We start from the raw sequence: 15,807 nt of genomic DNA on the forward strand, positions 1-15,807 counted from the left end.
CGGCGCCGGACCTAACTACTGCTGGCCGGTAGGTATTCGCGTGTCCTCGGCGACGTCGGGTTCCAGCTCGGCGAACCAGCGCAACACCTGCCCGGGCGTCAGGTCGTAGCCGGTCGCCTTCGCCCCGGCCCAGTTCACCCCGACCAGCAGATCGTCCTGCTCGAGCCGGGTCAGCCAGGTGGACAGCCACTCCTCGACCGGGATCGGCACCACCTCGAACCCGCCGTACGCCGGGACGTGCTGGACGATCAACTGGGCGCGGGTGGGCTTGGACCAGAAGGGGACCGCGCGCCGTCCGTCGTCGCCGGCCGGCGCCGGGAATCCCGCCGGGTCCCGGATCGCGAAGACCTGACCCTGCTGGGTCACCTCCCGGCGGAACGCCGCCCTGTGTGCACCGCTGAGTGACATGCCGACTCCCTTCTGGCGTACGCCTCATCGTGGCCGATCGCCGTCGTCCGGACGCCCGTTTGCGCTGCCCGGGCCGCCTCGCCAGGTGTCGGCCGGCATCGTCTTTTCGGCCGAACGCCATCTAACCATTTTGTACGGAGATGGTAAGGAAAGTCCAAAACGCGCCTGAAAAGACGGCGCGGTTAGCGTATTGCACCTAGTGTCCGTTTCGCCCGCCGCGGCATCCGCACGGCCGGGCGTTCGAACACCCACCGGAGGAATGGATGAACAACAGTCGGCGTATCGGCGCGGTCATGGCCTTCGCCACCGCGGCCGTCGGCCTGGGCGCGGTGACCGCCATCGCTCCCGCAAGCGCCGTGACCCGCGGTCCGCAGCCGGTCTCCACCTGGCTGGGCGCGGTGCGCGCACACAGCGACAACTGGGTCAACATCAACTGGCGTACCGACCGGCGCGTCTGCGACGTCCAGGTCCGGGTGACCAGCCGCCACGTCCAGGTCGACTATGCCGGCCGGGCACCCTTCGCCACCTTCTCGCACGGCAGCACGCTCAGCCCGGGGCACACCGACGTCACGCCGGTCAAGTTGACCGCGCACCTCGCCCGGGCCGGTGTCGCCCACCTTCGTACCGAGATCTCGTTCAACAACTGCACGCGGCGGGGTCACGCGGAGAGCCGGGTCTTCACCCTGTCTCTCCCCGTCCTGCGCAAGTTGACGCCGCCGGTGCACGGCCAGCCGGGCCACCCGACCCGGCCCGGTCAGCCCGTCCGGCCGGGTCAGCCCGTCCGGCCGGGTCAGCCCGTCCGGCCGGGTCAGCCCGTCCGGCCGGGTCAGTCCAGCCAGCCGGGTAAGCCCGCGCACGCGGCGGGCCAGCCGGTTCACCCCGCCGCGGCTGCCAGTGGCGCGCCGAAGGACCTGGAGAGGGCGCACAAGCCCAAGACGCACAAGCCCGCCACGCACAAGCCGGTCGCGCACAAGCCGGCCGCGCACAAGCCGGTCGTCCAGAAGCCGCTGGTCCAGAAGCCGCTGGTCCAGAAGCCGCTGGTCCAGAAGCCGCTGGTCCAGAAGCCGCTCGTGCACAAGCCGATCGCGCACAAGATCCGCAGCGCCCACAAGCTCCACAAGACGCATCTGGCGCACAAGGCTCACCACCTGCACAAGACCGGCACGCCCGTAAAGCCCTGAAATCCGGCCGGCGGCGCACGTCGGCCCGACGGCTGCGCGACATGTCGGGGATTTCAGCTGAAACAGCACACTTAGCAGCAGAAACTTTTAGTCTCTGAGGAGATCTCGCCAGTACACGGCGACCCCGTCGCCGAACATATAAAAGGGAATGCGCCCGGCCGGCTGGGGGGCAGTACCGGCCGGGCGCAGGTCCTCTTCGCGGCCGACGAGACGCGCGGTGCGACACGCGTCGTCGACGGATCCAAGGTAGTAACTTGTCGTCACAGCGGGCTACGGCAGACCGGTCGAGCAGGCGACGGCTGTCCGGAGTGGACGCGGGATCGGCCGGGGGCTCACCTCGTACGATCGGGTGATCTTTGTTGCTGGTGGGGAAGTTTGTGCGCCGGCGCGGAGCGGTCACAACCAACCTGAGCGCTTGAACCGCCAGTACAGGCCCCCGCAGAGCACCCCCATCAGCGCCAGCACCGCGCCGAACCCGTAGTTCCAGTCCAGCTCCGGCATGTGGCTGAAATTCATGCCGTAGATCCCGGCGATGACCGTGGGCACCGCCGCGATCGCCGCCCACGCCGCGATCATCCGCATGTCGTTGTTCTGGCTCATCGAGACCTGGGCGAGACGGGCCTGCAGGATCGAGTTGAGCAGGTCGTCGAAGCCGGCCACCCGGTCGACCGCCCGGGCGAGCCGGCCGCGTACATCAACGAAGTAGGGCTGGAGGCCGGCCGGCAGGTCCGGATGGTCGATCAGGCGGCCGAGCGGCTCGGACAGCGGCAGCACCGCCCGCTTGAACTCCACCATCTCGCGCTTGAGCTGGTAAAAGTGGGCGATCTCGGGGGACGGGTGCACCGAGAAGGTCTCCTCCTCGAGCCGTTCGAGGTCGCGCTCGACCGCCTCGGCGACCGTCAGGTACTCGTCGACCATCCGGTTGGCGATCGCGTACGCCACCGCCCACGGCCCCTGTCGCAGCACCGCCGGTCGTTTCTCCAGGTCCTGCCGCACCGGCCAGAGCGCACCGGCCGCGCCGTGCCGCACGCTGAGCACGAACCAGCGACCGATCAGCACGGTCACGTCGCCGGTGTCGACGACCTCGGTGGTGGCGGTCAGCTGGTCGTGCTCGACGTACTTGGCGGTGCGCAGGACCAGCCGGGTCATCTCGCCGTACGTGTCCAGCGCCGGCCGGTGCCCCGCCTCCACCGCCTGCTCGACGACGAGCTCGTGCAGGTCGAAAGCCTCGGCGATGGAGCGCATCGTGGCCCGGTCCGGTTCGTGCAGACCCAGCCAGACGTACGTGCCCCGCCGCCGCCGGGCCGCGCGCGCCGCCTCGGTGTAGTGCACCGTGCCCGGCCGCCGGACGCCGGCCGCGTAGAGCGCGCAGTCGACGACGGCGTCCGGGTTGTGCCGGCGCTGCTGCGGGACGGCCGGCGCGGAGCGTGGGGCGATGCCCTCGATGAGCCGCCCGATCGCCCGCGGCAGACGCTCCGTGACCGGCACCGTCCCGCGCCTGCGTCTGCGTGTGAGCAACCCGAACATCCGTCGACCCCTGTCTGCATCCGACCGCTGCCGGACCGACCGTATCGGTCACGCGGAGCGTCGCATCGCACGCACGCCGACCAGCAGGCCCAGGGCTCCCACGATGACGGCGGCAAGCAAGCCCTTGATCGTGCTCGACGCCCACACGTCGCCGGTGAACAGCGCCCGCTCGGCCGCCACGACGTACCGCAGCGGATTCCAGGCGCTGAGTGCGCGCAGCCAACCAGGCCCGTTGTCGAGCGGCAACAGCACCCCGGCCAGCAGCAGGAGCGGGAACAGCACGGTCTGCTGCACCGTCCAGAACAGCCATTCCTGGTGCTTGGAGGCGAGCGCGAGGGTGTACGAGAGCGCGCCGATGCCCACGCAGAACCCGGCCAGGACGACCAGCCCGAGCAGCGCGCCCCCGACGTCGAGCCGATACCCGAACGGCAGGCAGACGACCACGATCAGGACGGCCTGCGCGACCATCGGCACGATCTCCTTGAGCGCGCGCCCGATCAGCAGGGCCGGCCGGCGCAGGGGAGTGACCAGCATCCGCTCGTGCGAGCCGGTCTGCATCTCGAAGAGCAGGTTGGAGCCGGTCATCGACGCCGCGAACAGGCACGACATGACCACGATGCCGGGCACGAACCAGCGCAGCGAGTCGACGCCGGGCAGCAGCGGCGCGAACAGCGCCAGGAACACCAGCGGCTGCACCATCGAGATCACGAGCGTGAACGGCTGGCGCAGGGTCGGCCGCAGCTCGCGGCTGAAGACGGTCATGGTGTCGTTGATCATCGTGGTCATCTCACGCCTCCACGAGCTGCTCGGCGGGCGCGCTGTCCCGGCCGCCCTCGCGCAGGCTTCGGCCGGTGAGCTGCAGAAATACGTCGTCGAGCGTCGGCCGCGTGACCTCCACCGAAGCCGCCGGCACACCGGCGGAACGCAGATCCTCGAGCATCCCGGGCGCCTGCCGCGGCCCACCCTCCGTGCGGATCTTCAATTCCTTGCCGTACGCGACCCCGCGCCCCGAAAGCACGATGGCTGCCTTTTCCGCCTCCACCACCGTGTCGAAGCCGAACCGGATCGTGTCCCCGACGTGCTCGGCCTTGAGCCGGGCCGGCGTGTCGTCCGCGATGACCCGCCCATGGTCGACCACGATCACCCGCTCGGCCATCGAGTCGGCCTCGTCCAGATAATGCGTGGTCAGCACGATCGTGGTGCCGTGCTCGGCGCGCAGCCGCAGGATGTGTTCCTGGAGGTTGGCCCGGTTCTGCGGGTCGAGCCCGGTGGACGGCTCGTCGAGAAACAGCAGGTCCGGCGAGTGGATCAGGCCCATCGCGATGTCGAGCCGCCGCCGCTGCCCGCCGGAGAGCGTCGCCACCGTCCGGTCGGCCACCTCGCCCAGGTCGAGCGAGTCGATCAGCTCCGCGGCCCGCCGCCGGGCATCACCGACCTTCATCCCGTACGCCCGGCCCTGGCTGATCAGTTCGTCGCGCCCACGCTGGCTGTGCCCGGCGCCGTTGCCCTGCCCGATGTACCCGATCCGCAGCCGCACCTCGCGCTGCCGCCGCACCACGTCGAAGCCGGCCACGCTCGCGGTACCGGAGGTGGGCGGGATCAGCGTGGTCAGCATCCGCAGCGTCGTCGACTTGCCGGCCCCGTTCGGCCCGAGCAGCGCCACGAGCTCGCCCTGCGCCACCGTGAGATCGATGCCGTCGACGGCCCGCACGTCCTTGAAGTGTTTGGTCAGTCCTCGTGTCTCGATCATCGCCATGCCTTCAACGCTAGAGTTCATTGCGGACAGTTTCTGGCCTCAATGCGGCGGAGTCTGATGTCATGGCGAACACGAGTGCCCGGATGCTGCGGCTGCTGTCGTTGCTGCAGACCCACCGCTACTGGCCCGGCGGCGAGTTGGCCGACCGCCTGGAGGTCAGCCCCCGAACCCTCCGCCGCGACGTGGACCGCCTGCGCGACCTCGGCTACCCGGTAGACGCCACCCGAGGAGCCGCCGGCGGCTACCAACTCCAGGCCGGCGCCGCCGTACCCCCACTTCTCCTCGACGACGACGAGGCGGTGGCGATCGCGGTAGGCCTACGCACGGCGGCGGCCGGCGCGGTCGCCGGCTTCGAGGAGACGTCGGTGCGAGCGCTGGCCAAAGTCATCCAGCTGCTACCACCCCGCCTACGCAAGCGAATAGACGCCCTACGAGCCGTCACCACCCCCGGCGTCCTGGGCGGCGGCCCGACCCTCGACGCCTCCGCCCTGACCACAGTCGCCCTGGCCTGCCGCGGAGAGGAACGCCTCCGCTTCACCTACGCCCCCCGCGACTCGCGCGACCCCGCCCGCGACCTGCGCGACCCCGCCCGCGACCTGCGCGACCCCGCCCGCGACCCGCGCGACCCCGCCCGCAACGGCGCCGCAGTTCGCGACGGCGGGGCGGTCAGCGATGGCGCCGCAGTCCGCGGCGGCGCCGCAGCCAGCGACGGCGCCCCAGTCCGCGACGGCGCGCCTGGGCACGCCGCCGCACCCCGCGACGGCGGGGCGGCCCGTGCCGGCGTCGCAGTCCGCGACGGTGGGGCGGCCCGCGACAGTGCGGCAGTCCGCAAAGGTGCCGCAGTCCGCGAAGGCGCGCCCGGGCACGCCGCCGCACCCCGCGACGCGCGCCCCGACGGCGGCGCCGCCCTCACCGCCCGGCACGTCGAGCCGCATCGGCTCGTGCCGCTCGGCCGGCGCTGGTATCTCATCGCCTGGGACCTGGACCGCGCCGACTGGCGCAGCTTCCGCGTGGACCGCTTGACCGACCCCGCCCCGACCGGCGCCCGCTTCCGCCCACGCGACATCCCCGGCGGCGACCCGGTCGCCTGGCTTCGCTCCCGCATAGCGGCCATCCCCAACCGCCACGACATCTCGGTAACGCTCCAGGCCCCGCCCGCCCAGGTGAAAGCGATCGTCGGCCACTGGGGCACGGTCGAGCCCCTCCCCGCCACCCCAGCCGCGCCTCCCGACCCGGCCGCACCCGCCGACCCGGCGCGAGCTCAGGCCTGCCGTCTCCGGATGAACGTCGACGACCTCTCCTGGCCGGTCATGGTCCTCGGCGTGATGGGCGTCCCCTTCACGATCGAGTCCCCACCGGAGCTCCGCGACCGCGTCCGTGCGACCGCGGAGGCGCTGCTGCGCGGCACCGCCTGACCCCGGAGACGCTGTTGCGCCGTTGCGCCACCCCTGGCCGCCGAGCCGCTGTTGCGGCGCCCGCGACCACGGAAGCGCTGCCGCGCGGCGCCCCCTTGCTGCGGAGCCGCTGTTGCGCCTTTGCGACGCCCGCGACCGCGGAGGCGCCGCCACGCTGCCGCCTGACCGCACCGTCAAGGCGGCATCAACGAGGGTGTGTGGGTCGGCGCCCCCGTGGCGCCGACTCACACGAAGAAGCTATCGACGGCCTACGACAATTTTCGCCGCCGCCTAAGCCGCTGCTTATATAAGATTCGCTGAATTTCCACAGCCGGCCGAAACGAGGCTGCGGGCCCGTCGGCGCCACCGCAGAATGGACGCCGTGAACCCGCCCCCGAGCTCGACAGACGACCTCCTGGCCGACGCCGACCCCGGCCGCCACAAGTTCCTGCTGTTCTGGGGGCACCGGCCGCAGCGCGACGGCAGCATCGGTGCCGGCTGCCTCAGTCAATGGTGGCCGGCGGAGTTCACCGTGGACGGTGCCCTCTTCCGCTCGGCCGAGCACTACATGATGTGGCGCAAGGCCGTGCTCTTCGGTGATCAGGTCTCGGCCGAGCGCATCGTCCACGCCGGACACCCGCGCGACGCCAAAGTTCTGGGCCGTGGCGTGGCCAACTTCGACGAGGCGACCTGGGTGGACAACCGCTTCGAGATTGTCACCGACGCGTGCCGCCACAAGTTCGGCCAAAATCGCGCCCTCCGCGACTGGCTCGTCGGCACCGGCGAACGCGTCCTGGTCGAGGCGAGCCCGACCGACCGTGTCTGGGGCATCGGACTGGCCGCCACCGACGAGCGTGCCACCGACCCGGCCCGCTGGCGCGGCCTCAACCTGCTCGGCTTCGCCCTCATGCAGGCCCGCCACGAGTGGCAGAGTGAGGGCTCATGACGATCATTGGCGCCATCTCGCTGCCGCAGAATCCGCCGGAAAGCTTGCGGGCCATCGCCCGCGCCGCCGACGAGGCCGGGCTCGAGGAGCTCTGGCTCTGGGAGGACTGCTTCCTCAACGGTGGCATCTCGGCCGCCGCCGCTGCTCTGGCCTGGACCGACAACCTGAAGGTGGGCATCGGCATCATGCCGGTCCCGTTCCGGAACGTCGCGATCACCGCCATGGAGATCGCCACGCTGGACCGCTTCTCCGGGGGCCGTGCGCTGCCGGGCATCGGGCACGGCGTACAGGAATGGATGGGTCAGGTCGGGAATCGCGCGGCGTCGCCGCTCACTCTCCTCCGGGAGTACGCGACCGCCCTGCGCGCCCTGCTCCGCGGTGAAGAGGTCACCACCAAGGGGCGCTACGTGAACCTCGACGCGGTCAAGCTGGACTGGCCGCCCGCGCAGGTGCCGCCCCTGTACGTCGGCTCGACCGGTCCGAAGACGCTGGCCCTCGGCGGCGAGGTGGGCGACGGCACGATCCTGACCGGCGGCACCTCCCCGGCCGGCGTTGCCCGCGCCCTGGGCCACATTGCTGCCAAGGCCCCCCACGAGATGGTGGTCTTCGTCCCGGCCGCGTTCGGACCGGGCGCCGCCGAGCGCTTGCGAGAGCAGCAGCAGCGGTACGGCGTCGACGTCCCCGGCGTTTCCGGCACGACCGAGGAGATGGCCGCCGGCCTGCGGGAATTCGTCGCCGCCGGCGCCACCAAGCTGATTTTGCAGCCCACCCCGGACGATCCCGACCCGGTCGGGTTCGTCCGTCAGGTCGCCGAGGAGGTCCGTCCGTTGTTCGATTGATCGGGCTACCTTGTCCGATATGCCGATATCCCCCTACCTCCGAAGCATCCGCGCCGACCTCGGGCCGCGCTGCCTGCTGCTGCCCGGAGTCACCGCCGTGGTCTTTGACGACGACGAGCGCCTGCTGCTCGCCCAGCGAGCCGACACCGGCGAGTGGTCGCTGGTCGCCGGCATGATGGACCCGGGCGAGCAGCCGGCCGAGACGGTGGTCCGCGAGGTCTACGAGGAGACCGCCGTGCACGTCGTCGCCGAGCGGCTGACCAGCGTCTTCACCCAGCCGCCGCACACCTACCCGAACGGTGACGAGTGCGAGTTCGTGGACCTCTGCTTCCGCTGCCGGGCAGTCGGTGGCGAGGCCCGGGTCAACGACGACGAGTCGCTGAGCGTCGGCTGGTTCACCCTGGACGCTCTCCCGCCGATCGGCGAGCAGACCCGCCGCCGGATCGAGCTGGCCGTGCAGCCCGGCGCGTCGGCCTGGTTCGCGCGACCGGGCGATCTGAGTCACGACCGGACCTTCCCGAACGCGACCGTTCGGTAACCTCGGCCCCCGGGAACCCGAGCGGGAGGACATGAAGTGACGCGGTACGTGGCGATCGGGGACAGCTTCACCGAGGGCCTCGGCGACACGTTGCCGGACGGCACGCAGCGTGGCTGGGCCGATCTCGTGGCCGCCGGCTTGGCCGTGGGCGAGAAGCAGACCATCCAGTACGCCAATCTCGCCATCCGCGGCCGCCTGCTCGAGCCGATCGTCACCGAGCAGCTCGACGCGGCCCTCGCCCTCGACCCGAAGCCCACGCTGCTTTCCCTGAACGGCGGCGGCAACGACATGATGCGCCCGGGCGGTGACATGTCGCGCCTGGTCACGCTCACCGAGATGGCGCTGCGGCGGTGCGCCGACGCCGGCGTGCCGGTGTTGCTGCTCAGCGGCGCCGACCCGTCCGAGCGCCTCCCGTTCGGCAGCATGATGCGCCGCCGCGGGGAGATGCTCACCGAGGCGATGCGGCCGTTCGCCGACCGCTTCGACCTGACCTTCGTCGACGTCTTCCACGACCAGGAGATCCGCCGCGGTGCGTACTGGTCGGCCGACCGCCTGCACCTCAACGCGGCCGGCCACCGCCGGGTCGCCAGCCTGGCGCTGACCGCGCTCGGCCACTCCACCGAGGCGCACGTGATCGACCCGGGCCCGGAGGAGCCGCGCCGGGTGCTGGCCGAGGTCCGCTACTACCGCGAGCACGTCCTGCCCTGGGTCAACCGCCGCCTGCGTGGCCACTCCTCCGGCGACGAGCGCACCGGCAAATACCTCGACTGGGTCTCGATCGGCGCGGCCTGATCACCGCCGCGCAAGAGGCGCCTCGCTGACCCGGCGCCGCGCAAGATCCGCCTCGCTTACCCGCCGCCGTGCCAGCGACGCCGCCGTGCCAGCGACGCCCCCGTGCAAGCGACGCCCCCGTGCAAGCGACGCCCCCGTGCAAGCGACGCCGCCATGTAAGAGGGCCCGCGCTGACCCGCCGCGCCGTAGGAGTCGCCGCGTAAGAGGCACCGACCCGCGAAGCTCAGGCGGAAACGAGCGCCCGCATCCGCACGTGGTCGTCATGCCAGACGTCGCCGACCAGGAAGCGCTTGACCCCGACCACCTCGAACCCCTGCTTGGCGTAGAACCGCCCGGCCCGCTCGTTCTGCTGGTTGACACCCAGCCAGCAGTGCGCGGCCCCGGTCGCCATCGCCTCGGACAGCGTGGCCGCCATCAGCGTGGCCGCCACCCCCGACCCGTGCCGGTGCGGCGCCAGGTAGAACTTGCTCAGCTCTATGCTCGTCGCCGCGTCGACCACCTTCGCCACGTCCGGGTCGGCGATCGGCCCGCGAACCAGCATCGAGTATCCGACCGGCACGCCGTCCTCCGCGGCGATCAGGATGATCCGCTCCGGGTCGGACAGGTACCGCCGGAAGCTCTCCGCGGACAGGTGCCGGGCGATGAATGCATCGATGTCGGACTGCCGGGTTCCGGCCGGGGTGGCCAGCCCGAAGGTGCGAGCCGCCAGGTCATGCAGCAGGTCGAGATCGGCAAGATCGGCGCGACGGGTCGTGATCGACATGGAAAGACAGTTTAAGGTTTCTCGGGTGCAGGCACTCACCAGGCAACTCGGCGATGTGATCCCCCTACCGGTCTCGGTGCGGCCCGATCCGGCCGCCAATTTCCGCATCTCCTCCGATCTGTCCGTGAGCGCCGCCCCGGAGGCCGCGGACCTCGCCGAGCAGCTGGCCGAGCTGCTGCGGCGCGTCACGGGCCGCCCGGTCTCCCGGACGAGCGGCGAGGACGCCGGTTCATTCCGCATCCTCCTCGACGGGTACGACAAAAACCTCGACCAAAACCCCGACCAAAACCCCGACCAGAACCTCGACGCGTACGACCGAAGCGGCAAACCCGCCGAGGCGTACGCGATCGAAATCAACCCGGAGAGCGTGACCCTGCGCGCCGGCAGCAACCAAGGTCTCTTCGCGGCGTTGCAAACGCTGCGGCAGCTGCTCCCGGAGGAGCCGGCGGACGAGATCGTCCTGCCCGGCGGCCGGATCGAGGACGAGCCGAGGTTCGCCTACCGCGGCACGATGCTCGATCTTGCCCGGCACTTCTTCGGGCCGGCCGACATCCGCTCGTTCATCGACTCGATCGCCCAGCTGAAGATCAACCATCTGCACCTGCATCTGACCGACGACCAGGGCTGGCGTCTGGAGATCCCCGGCTGGCCGCGGCTGACCGAGGTCGGCGGCGGCCCGGGCACCGGCGTGGACGGCGCCGGGCCGGGCTTCCTGACCATGCAGGAGTACGCCGATCTGGTCGCCTACGCGGCGGCCCGATACGTCACGATCGTCCCCGAGATCGACATGCCCGGCCACGTGAACATCGTCCAGGTCGCCTACCCCGAGCTCACCGCCGACGGGCGGCCGGTCCCGCCGCGCACCGACGCCGAGGTCGGCTACAGCTCGCTGGTCGCCGGCAAGGAGGAGACTTACGCGTTCGTCGAGGACGTCATCCGCGCGGTCAGCGACCTCACCCCCGGCCCCTACCTGCACATCGGCGGCGACGAGGCGTTCTCCACCCCGCCCGAGGACTACCGCACGTTCCTGCGCCGGGTCCTGCCGCTGGCCGGCAAGTACGGCAAGCGGGCGATCGGCTGGCACGAGATCGCCGCGGCCGACCTGCCGCCGACCGCGATCCCGCAGTACTGGCGGATCGAGCCGGCCGACGGCGGCGTGGCGCAGGCGGCCGCCGCCGGGCACCAGGTGATCATGTCCCCGGCCGACCGCACCTACCTGGACATGAAGTACGACCGGGACAGCCCGCTCGGCCTCGACTGGGCCGGCCTGCTCGGCGTCGAGCGCGCCTACGACTGGGACCCGGCCGACCGGCTTCCCGGCGTCGGCGAGGAGTCCCTGCTCGGCGTCGAGGCCCCGCTCTGGTCGGAGACCCTGCGCTCGCTCGCCGACGTGCAGTTCATGGCCTTTCCCCGGCTGGCCGCGATCGCCGAGGTCGGCTGGACCCCGCGGGCCGACCGCGAGTGGCGCTCGTTCCGGGCGCGGCTGGCCGCCCTCGGGCCGCGCTGGACGGCCCAGGGCATCAACTTCCACCGATCACCGGAGATCGACTGGCTATGAGCGCGCCAGCACGATCCGCGGGCCGCCGGCGACCCGGGCCGGGATGCGGGTCAGGTCGATGGTCAGGTTCTGCGGCGGCAGGTAGTACGGGAGCCGGGCCAGCCGCTGCGCCAGCGTGCCGAGCACCGCGACGGTGATCTGCTCGCCGGGGCAGCGATGGCCGGTCCGCGGGTCGCCGCCGCCCTGCGGGATCAGCTCGAACTCGCCGACCGCCCGGTGCAGGAAGCGCTCCGGGCGGAACGCGTACGGCTCCGGCCAGACCCGCGGGTCGTGGTGCTGGCCGTAGACGTCGAGCAGGATCGTCGTGCCGTGCCGGATGTCGATGCGCTGGAACCGCAGGTCACGCGCCGCGCGCCCGCCGAGGAACGGCGTGAACGGGTAGAACCGGCGCACCTCGTGCGCGAACGCCGTGGCGTACTCGTCCGATTCCGCGACCTTCGCCCGGATCTGCGGCCAGAGCTCCATGGCGTGCGCCGCGAACGCGACCAGCCACGTCACCGCCGTCGTGGGCCGGAGAATGTTGATCAGCTCGACCGCCGCCGTGCGCGCGTCGAGCGGGCGCCCGTCCACCCGGTGGTGCGCGATCGCGGACAGTGCGCTCGGGGCCGGGTCCTGCCGGCGTACCTCCTCGATCAGTCGGGCCAGGTTGTGCTCCTGGCGCCGGCGCGCCAGCCGCGCCCACACATGGCGCGGGCCGAGGGTCGCGAACCCATCGATCATGGCGAGGAGATCCCAGGCCAGGTCGATCCGGTCACTCTGCTCTTCCGGTACGCCGCACCACTGGGCCACCGTGTCCGTGATGACCAGGGCGGTCTCGTCGAAGAGCGAGATCTCGCCGGCGTCCCGCCACCGGTCGGCCGCCTCGTCGAACGCCATCCCCGTCATCTTGGCCAGGGTGTCCACGCCGTCGCCCATCAGCAGCGCCACGAACAGCGCCTTGCGCAGGTCGTGCGCCCGGCCGTCGAGCGTGTGCACCGCGCCCCGGCCGAACAGCGTGTCCAGCACCGGCCCGGGGATGGCGTCGTGCCGCTCGACGTTGCCGGTCTCGTAGAAGAACCGGGCCGCGGTGGGACCGCCGATCGCGACCGCCGGCCGGCCCAGCAACCGCATCGGCACCGGCCCGCCGCGCCCGCGCCGGCGCAGATCGGGCAGCCAGGCGTACCCCTTGATGGCGAGGGCGAGGGACTGTTCGCGCCGAGGCATGGCCATCCGTATTCCCTCCCGTGACTGCGCGATACAGCGCAACAAGACTTCCTTAATTCTTCCCGCCACCGGACCCGGCGTCTGGGTTTTCTGTCGGCGCCCCGCTCTAGGCTGTTCCCCTGTCCAGTTCCCCTTCGGGCCGGAGGTTCCCCGGGTGCGCGACGGCAAGCGCGCGGCGTTCTCGGCCGCCACATTCGCCGGCTTCCTGCTGATCGCCTGGTTGCAGGTGGTCGTGGCGCTGCTGATCGTGGCCGCGGTGTTGATGGCGCTGCCCGGCTCGGCCGCCATCCGGGTCGCGTTCCCGCTGGTGATCGCCACCGCGGGCCTGCTCTGGTGGGCCACCGTCCGGGCGCTGCGCCCGCGCCGCCCGGCCCCGGCCGGCGTGCCGGTGACCCGGGCGGATGCACCGGCGCTGTGGCAGCTGCTCGAGGCCGCCGCGGCGGCGGCCGGGGTGCGCGCGCCCGACGGGCTGACCGTGGTGGCCGGCGCGACCGTCGCGCTGACCGAGCGGGTACGGCTGACCGGGCTCCTCGGCGGCCGCCGCGAGCTGTTCCTCGGCCTGCCACTGCTGCTGGCCTGGGACGAGCCCCGGCTGCGGGCCGCGGTGGCGCACGAGCTCGCGCACGGGACGCCGCGGCTGGGCCGGTTCGCCCCGATGGCGTACCGGGGGCGGGTCGCCCTGGCCCGCATCGTGCCGCGCATTCCCCGGCGCAGCCCGGCCGGCCCCGTCCTCCGGGCCTATGCGGCGTGGTATCGCCGCCGGGACGCGCTCTTCGCGGCCGAGCAGGAGCTGGCCGCCGACCGCGTCGCCGCCGAGTTCACCGGCGGGCGTCCCGCCGCCGAGGCGCTGCGCGACGGCCCCGCGCTCGAGGGGCTGCAGCAGCTGTTCCACGCCGAGTACCTCAGCCCCGGCTGGCAGGCCGGCCACGTGCCGGACGACGTCTTCGGCGGCTTCCTGCGGGTGCTGGCCGCCCGCGCCGGCGAGATGGAGGTGCTGCGCGCCCGCGCCGGCGAGATGGAGGTGCTGCGCGCCCGCGAGCCCGAGCCGCCGGGGGAGTGGGATCCGCATCCCCCGCTCGGCGACCGGATCGCCGCGCTGGTCGCGGTCACTGACGAGGGGCCCGAGCCGGCCGAGCGGCCGGCCGCCGGCGACCTGGTGCCCGACCTGCCGGGCCTCGGCCGCGCTCTGCAGGCGGTGGCGTTCCCGCCCGCCGGGCGCACGGTGCTGCCCTGGGAGGAGTTCTTCGACGCGGCCCGGATCGCCGAGATGGAGCGGGAGGCCGACGCCTCGCTGCGGGCGATCTCCCGAGTGGCCGGCTCCCCGGTCACCGGCCCGGCCGACGTGCTCGACCTGGCCGCCGACGGCCGGCTTGGCAAGATCGCCGAGACGCTCTTCGACTCCCGGCCGCCCGACGAGACGGCGGGCCGCGTCGTCGAGCTGATCGCCCTCCTGCTGGCGCTGGCCGCGCTGCACGGCGGGGTGGCCCGCTGGCGGCACAGCTGGACGGGTACGGCCGAGCTGGTCGCGATCGACGGCAGTCACCTCGACGTGGTCGGCCCGGCCGAGCTGGCCGCCGACCCGGCCACGGTCGGCGAGGCCCGCGAGCGCCTCGCCGCGCTCGGCATCGACCTCGCCGCGGCCGTTCCGTCCGCCGCCGGGCGGCCGCCGGCGCGGGTGCCGGTGATCGGCGGCGTGGTCAACGTGCTGGTCGACGGCGTGCGGACGGACCTGCTGGTGGTCGAGACCGGCCTGGTGCTGGTGCCCGGGCTGCCGCGGTCCCGGGCCGGCGAGGCGAAACGCCGGCTGAACCGGCTGGCCACCGACGGCATCCTCGCCGACGGCCGGGCCGCCCGGCCGGGAGACGATCAGGCGCCGGGGATGCCGGACGCGGCGGGAGAAAGCCGTTTTGTCCCGTTCGCCGACGTGGCCGGTGCGTCGGCGAGCCGCAACGGTCGCCGCTCGTGGGAGATGAGCCTTCGCGACGGCGGGCGGCTCAGCGTGCGCACCGCCCTCGACTCCGACGAGCTGCCCGGCGGCTGGACGGCTCTCGACGACGCCGTGTCGTTCCTCACCAGCACCCGCTGACCCCCGTTCCGCCGGAGGATCGTGCGGAGCGCCGTCCGGTCACAATTCGGGCACTATCCCAGACTGCGCGCAAACCGGCATTCGCCGCCGTGAACCCCCTGAGCTGCGCATCCGTGACCTCAAATAGGTCCGTCTCATCCACGACGAATGAGTTACGGGCTGATCACCTGCAGTCACAATAGCCTCAGTGGTTATTCGCTCGGCGTTTCCGGAAATGAGTAGTGCAGTTCCGGGACGGCGTCGGATGATCAGGCATGACACGGGGGAGGTCACCATGGATCGGGGACCCGCGGCGCTTTTCGGGGCGATCGTCGCGGTAGGACTGGGGCCGGCGATGTGGCTGGGGGTTCGCCTCGGTGCGGTCGACACCGCGCCGGTGCCTCCGCCGGCCGTAGGCGAGCACACGGCCGGCCCGGAGCAACTGGTCGGCGGCTCGGGCGCCGGCGACAGCCCGCTCGGCGAGGCGACGAACAAGGCCAGGCCGCACACCACGGTGCTGCGGCTGAGCACCTCGCCGTCGGCGAGGGAACACACCAGGACCGCGGCGCCGAAGCCGTCGCACACCACGACATCGCCGACCGTCTCGGCCTCGCCGTCCGGCAGCGGCGGGCCGACCAGCCCGCCGACCGAGTCCACCGGCGGACCGACGACGCCGCCGACCGGGCCGACCACACCGCCGACCGATGCGCCCGACCCGCCGCCGACGACCACGCCGGGCCTCGACGTGTCGGCCAACCCGGCCGGCGGCATCGTGGCCGACGGCCCGATCGCCTGACGGATCACGGGTTCCGGCGAGCGCATCGGCGGTCAAGGATC

At 72.3% G+C, this 15,807-nt stretch carries 15 protein-coding genes; 9 read left to right on the top strand and 6 right to left on the bottom strand.

The genetic code is table 11. The features are described 5' to 3' along the window. Positions 1-15 precede the first annotated feature (15 nt). Positions 16-408 carry a DUF2750 domain-containing protein gene (locus ODJ79_RS04160; protein WP_263021959.1) on the bottom strand — a complete coding sequence of 131 codons (393 nt, stop codon included), beginning with the start codon at positions 406-408 and terminating at the stop codon, positions 16-18. Between the two features lie 263 nt (positions 409-671). Between ODJ79_RS04160 and ODJ79_RS04165 the strand changes: the two genes are divergently transcribed. Further along, positions 672-1,589, top strand: coding sequence for a hypothetical protein (locus tag ODJ79_RS04165; protein WP_263021960.1), 918 nt, complete (start codon positions 672-674; stop codon positions 1,587-1,589). Between the two features lie 396 nt (positions 1,590-1,985). On the opposite strand, the gene ODJ79_RS04170 is transcribed toward ODJ79_RS04165, so the two are convergent. The 3 genes from ODJ79_RS04170 to ODJ79_RS04180 are packed head-to-tail and all read right to left on the bottom strand — an operon-like array spanning position 1,986 to position 4,866. Next, positions 1,986-3,116, bottom strand: coding sequence for a magnesium and cobalt transport protein CorA (locus ODJ79_RS04170; protein WP_263021961.1), 1,131 nt, complete (start codon positions 3,114-3,116; stop codon positions 1,986-1,988). 48 nt (positions 3,117-3,164) lie between these two features. Beyond that, positions 3,165-3,902, bottom strand: a complete 738-nt coding sequence (locus tag ODJ79_RS04175; protein ID WP_263021962.1) for an ABC transporter permease — start codon at positions 3,900-3,902, stop codon at positions 3,165-3,167. 1 nt (position 3,903) lies between these two features. Continuing rightward, positions 3,904-4,866: an ABC transporter ATP-binding protein gene (locus ODJ79_RS04180; RefSeq protein ID WP_263022098.1), complete on the bottom strand. Its 963-nt coding sequence runs from the start codon at positions 4,864-4,866 to the stop codon at positions 3,904-3,906. Positions 4,867-4,934: 68 nt separating this feature from the next. On the opposite strand from ODJ79_RS04180, the gene ODJ79_RS04185 reads away from it, so the two are divergent. From ODJ79_RS04185 to ODJ79_RS04205, 5 genes are all read left to right on the top strand, one after another. Next, positions 4,935-6,287 (top strand): helix-turn-helix transcriptional regulator, encoded by a 1,353-nt coding sequence (locus ODJ79_RS04185; RefSeq protein WP_263021963.1) that lies wholly within the window; start codon positions 4,935-4,937, stop codon positions 6,285-6,287. 352 nt (positions 6,288-6,639) lie between these two features. After that, positions 6,640-7,212: an NADAR family protein gene (locus ODJ79_RS04190; protein ID WP_263021964.1), complete on the top strand. Its 573-nt coding sequence runs from the start codon at positions 6,640-6,642 to the stop codon at positions 7,210-7,212. After that, complete coding sequence (locus ODJ79_RS04195; protein ID WP_263021965.1) at positions 7,209-8,051, top strand: LLM class flavin-dependent oxidoreductase; 843 nt, start codon at positions 7,209-7,211, stop codon at positions 8,049-8,051. The genes ODJ79_RS04190 and ODJ79_RS04195 overlap by 4 nt, the downstream gene beginning before the upstream one ends. A gap of 19 nt (positions 8,052-8,070) precedes the next feature. Then, positions 8,071-8,589, top strand: coding sequence for an NUDIX hydrolase (locus tag ODJ79_RS04200; RefSeq protein WP_263021966.1), 519 nt, complete (start codon positions 8,071-8,073; stop codon positions 8,587-8,589). Positions 8,590-8,625: 36 nt separating this feature from the next. After that, positions 8,626-9,381 carry an SGNH/GDSL hydrolase family protein gene (locus ODJ79_RS04205; RefSeq protein WP_263021967.1) on the top strand — a complete coding sequence of 252 codons (756 nt, stop codon included), beginning with the start codon at positions 8,626-8,628 and terminating at the stop codon, positions 9,379-9,381. A gap of 223 nt (positions 9,382-9,604) precedes the next feature. Here ODJ79_RS04205 and ODJ79_RS04210 read toward each other — a convergent pair whose 3' ends face one another. Further along, positions 9,605-10,144 (bottom strand): GNAT family N-acetyltransferase, encoded by a 540-nt coding sequence (locus tag ODJ79_RS04210; protein WP_263021968.1) that lies wholly within the window; start codon positions 10,142-10,144, stop codon positions 9,605-9,607. Positions 10,145-10,169: 25 nt separating this feature from the next. Between ODJ79_RS04210 and ODJ79_RS04215 the strand changes: the two genes are divergently transcribed. Then, positions 10,170-11,702: a beta-N-acetylhexosaminidase gene (locus ODJ79_RS04215; protein ID WP_263021969.1), complete on the top strand. Its 1,533-nt coding sequence runs from the start codon at positions 10,170-10,172 to the stop codon at positions 11,700-11,702. On the opposite strand, the gene ODJ79_RS04220 is transcribed toward ODJ79_RS04215, so the two are convergent. Beyond that, positions 11,697-12,911 carry a cytochrome P450 gene (locus ODJ79_RS04220; protein WP_263021970.1) on the bottom strand — a complete coding sequence of 405 codons (1,215 nt, stop codon included), beginning with the start codon at positions 12,909-12,911 and terminating at the stop codon, positions 11,697-11,699. The genes ODJ79_RS04215 and ODJ79_RS04220 overlap by 6 nt on opposite strands. Positions 12,912-13,059: 148 nt before the next feature. Here ODJ79_RS04220 and ODJ79_RS04225 point away from each other — a divergent pair, with 148 nt between their 5' ends. Together ODJ79_RS04225 and ODJ79_RS04230 are read left to right on the top strand one after the other, a co-directional pair. After that, positions 13,060-14,991, top strand: coding sequence for a peptidase (locus tag ODJ79_RS04225; RefSeq protein ID WP_263021971.1), 1,932 nt, complete (start codon positions 13,060-13,062; stop codon positions 14,989-14,991). Positions 14,992-15,265: 274 nt separating this feature from the next. After that, the gene (locus ODJ79_RS04230) at positions 15,266-15,766 is read left to right on the top strand and encodes a hypothetical protein (protein WP_263021972.1); all 501 of its coding nucleotides are present in this window, start codon (positions 15,266-15,268) and stop codon (positions 15,764-15,766) included. Positions 15,767-15,807 lie beyond the last annotated feature (41 nt).

It is taken from the genome of Actinoplanes sp. KI2 (assembly GCF_025630775.1).
GTDB lineage: Bacteria > Actinomycetota > Actinomycetes > Mycobacteriales > Micromonosporaceae > Actinoplanes.

Excerpts from the sequence above, each read along its gene's own strand:
- ODJ79_RS04160 (WP_263021959.1), bottom strand. The coding sequence starts at position 408 with ATGTCACTCAGCGGTGCACACAGGGCGGCGTTCCGCCGGGAGGTGACC.
- ODJ79_RS04165 (WP_263021960.1), top strand. The coding sequence starts at position 672 with ATGAACAACAGTCGGCGTATCGGCGCGGTCATGGCCTTCGCCACCGCG.
- ODJ79_RS04170 (WP_263021961.1), bottom strand. The coding sequence starts at position 3,116 with ATGTTCGGGTTGCTCACACGCAGACGCAGGCGCGGGACGGTGCCGGTC.
- ODJ79_RS04175 (WP_263021962.1), bottom strand. The coding sequence starts at position 3,902 with ATGACCACGATGATCAACGACACCATGACCGTCTTCAGCCGCGAGCTG.
- ODJ79_RS04180 (WP_263022098.1), bottom strand. The coding sequence starts at position 4,866 with ATGATCGAGACACGAGGACTGACCAAACACTTCAAGGACGTGCGGGCC.
- ODJ79_RS04185 (WP_263021963.1), top strand. The coding sequence starts at position 4,935 with ATGGCGAACACGAGTGCCCGGATGCTGCGGCTGCTGTCGTTGCTGCAG.
- ODJ79_RS04190 (WP_263021964.1), top strand. The coding sequence starts at position 6,640 with ATGGACGCCGTGAACCCGCCCCCGAGCTCGACAGACGACCTCCTGGCC.
- ODJ79_RS04195 (WP_263021965.1), top strand. The coding sequence starts at position 7,209 with ATGACGATCATTGGCGCCATCTCGCTGCCGCAGAATCCGCCGGAAAGC.
- ODJ79_RS04200 (WP_263021966.1), top strand. The coding sequence starts at position 8,071 with ATGCCGATATCCCCCTACCTCCGAAGCATCCGCGCCGACCTCGGGCCG.
- ODJ79_RS04210 (WP_263021968.1), bottom strand. The coding sequence starts at position 10,144 with ATGTCGATCACGACCCGTCGCGCCGATCTTGCCGATCTCGACCTGCTG.
- ODJ79_RS04220 (WP_263021970.1), bottom strand. The coding sequence starts at position 12,911 with ATGGCCATGCCTCGGCGCGAACAGTCCCTCGCCCTCGCCATCAAGGGG.
- ODJ79_RS04230 (WP_263021972.1), top strand. The coding sequence starts at position 15,266 with ATGGATCGGGGACCCGCGGCGCTTTTCGGGGCGATCGTCGCGGTAGGA.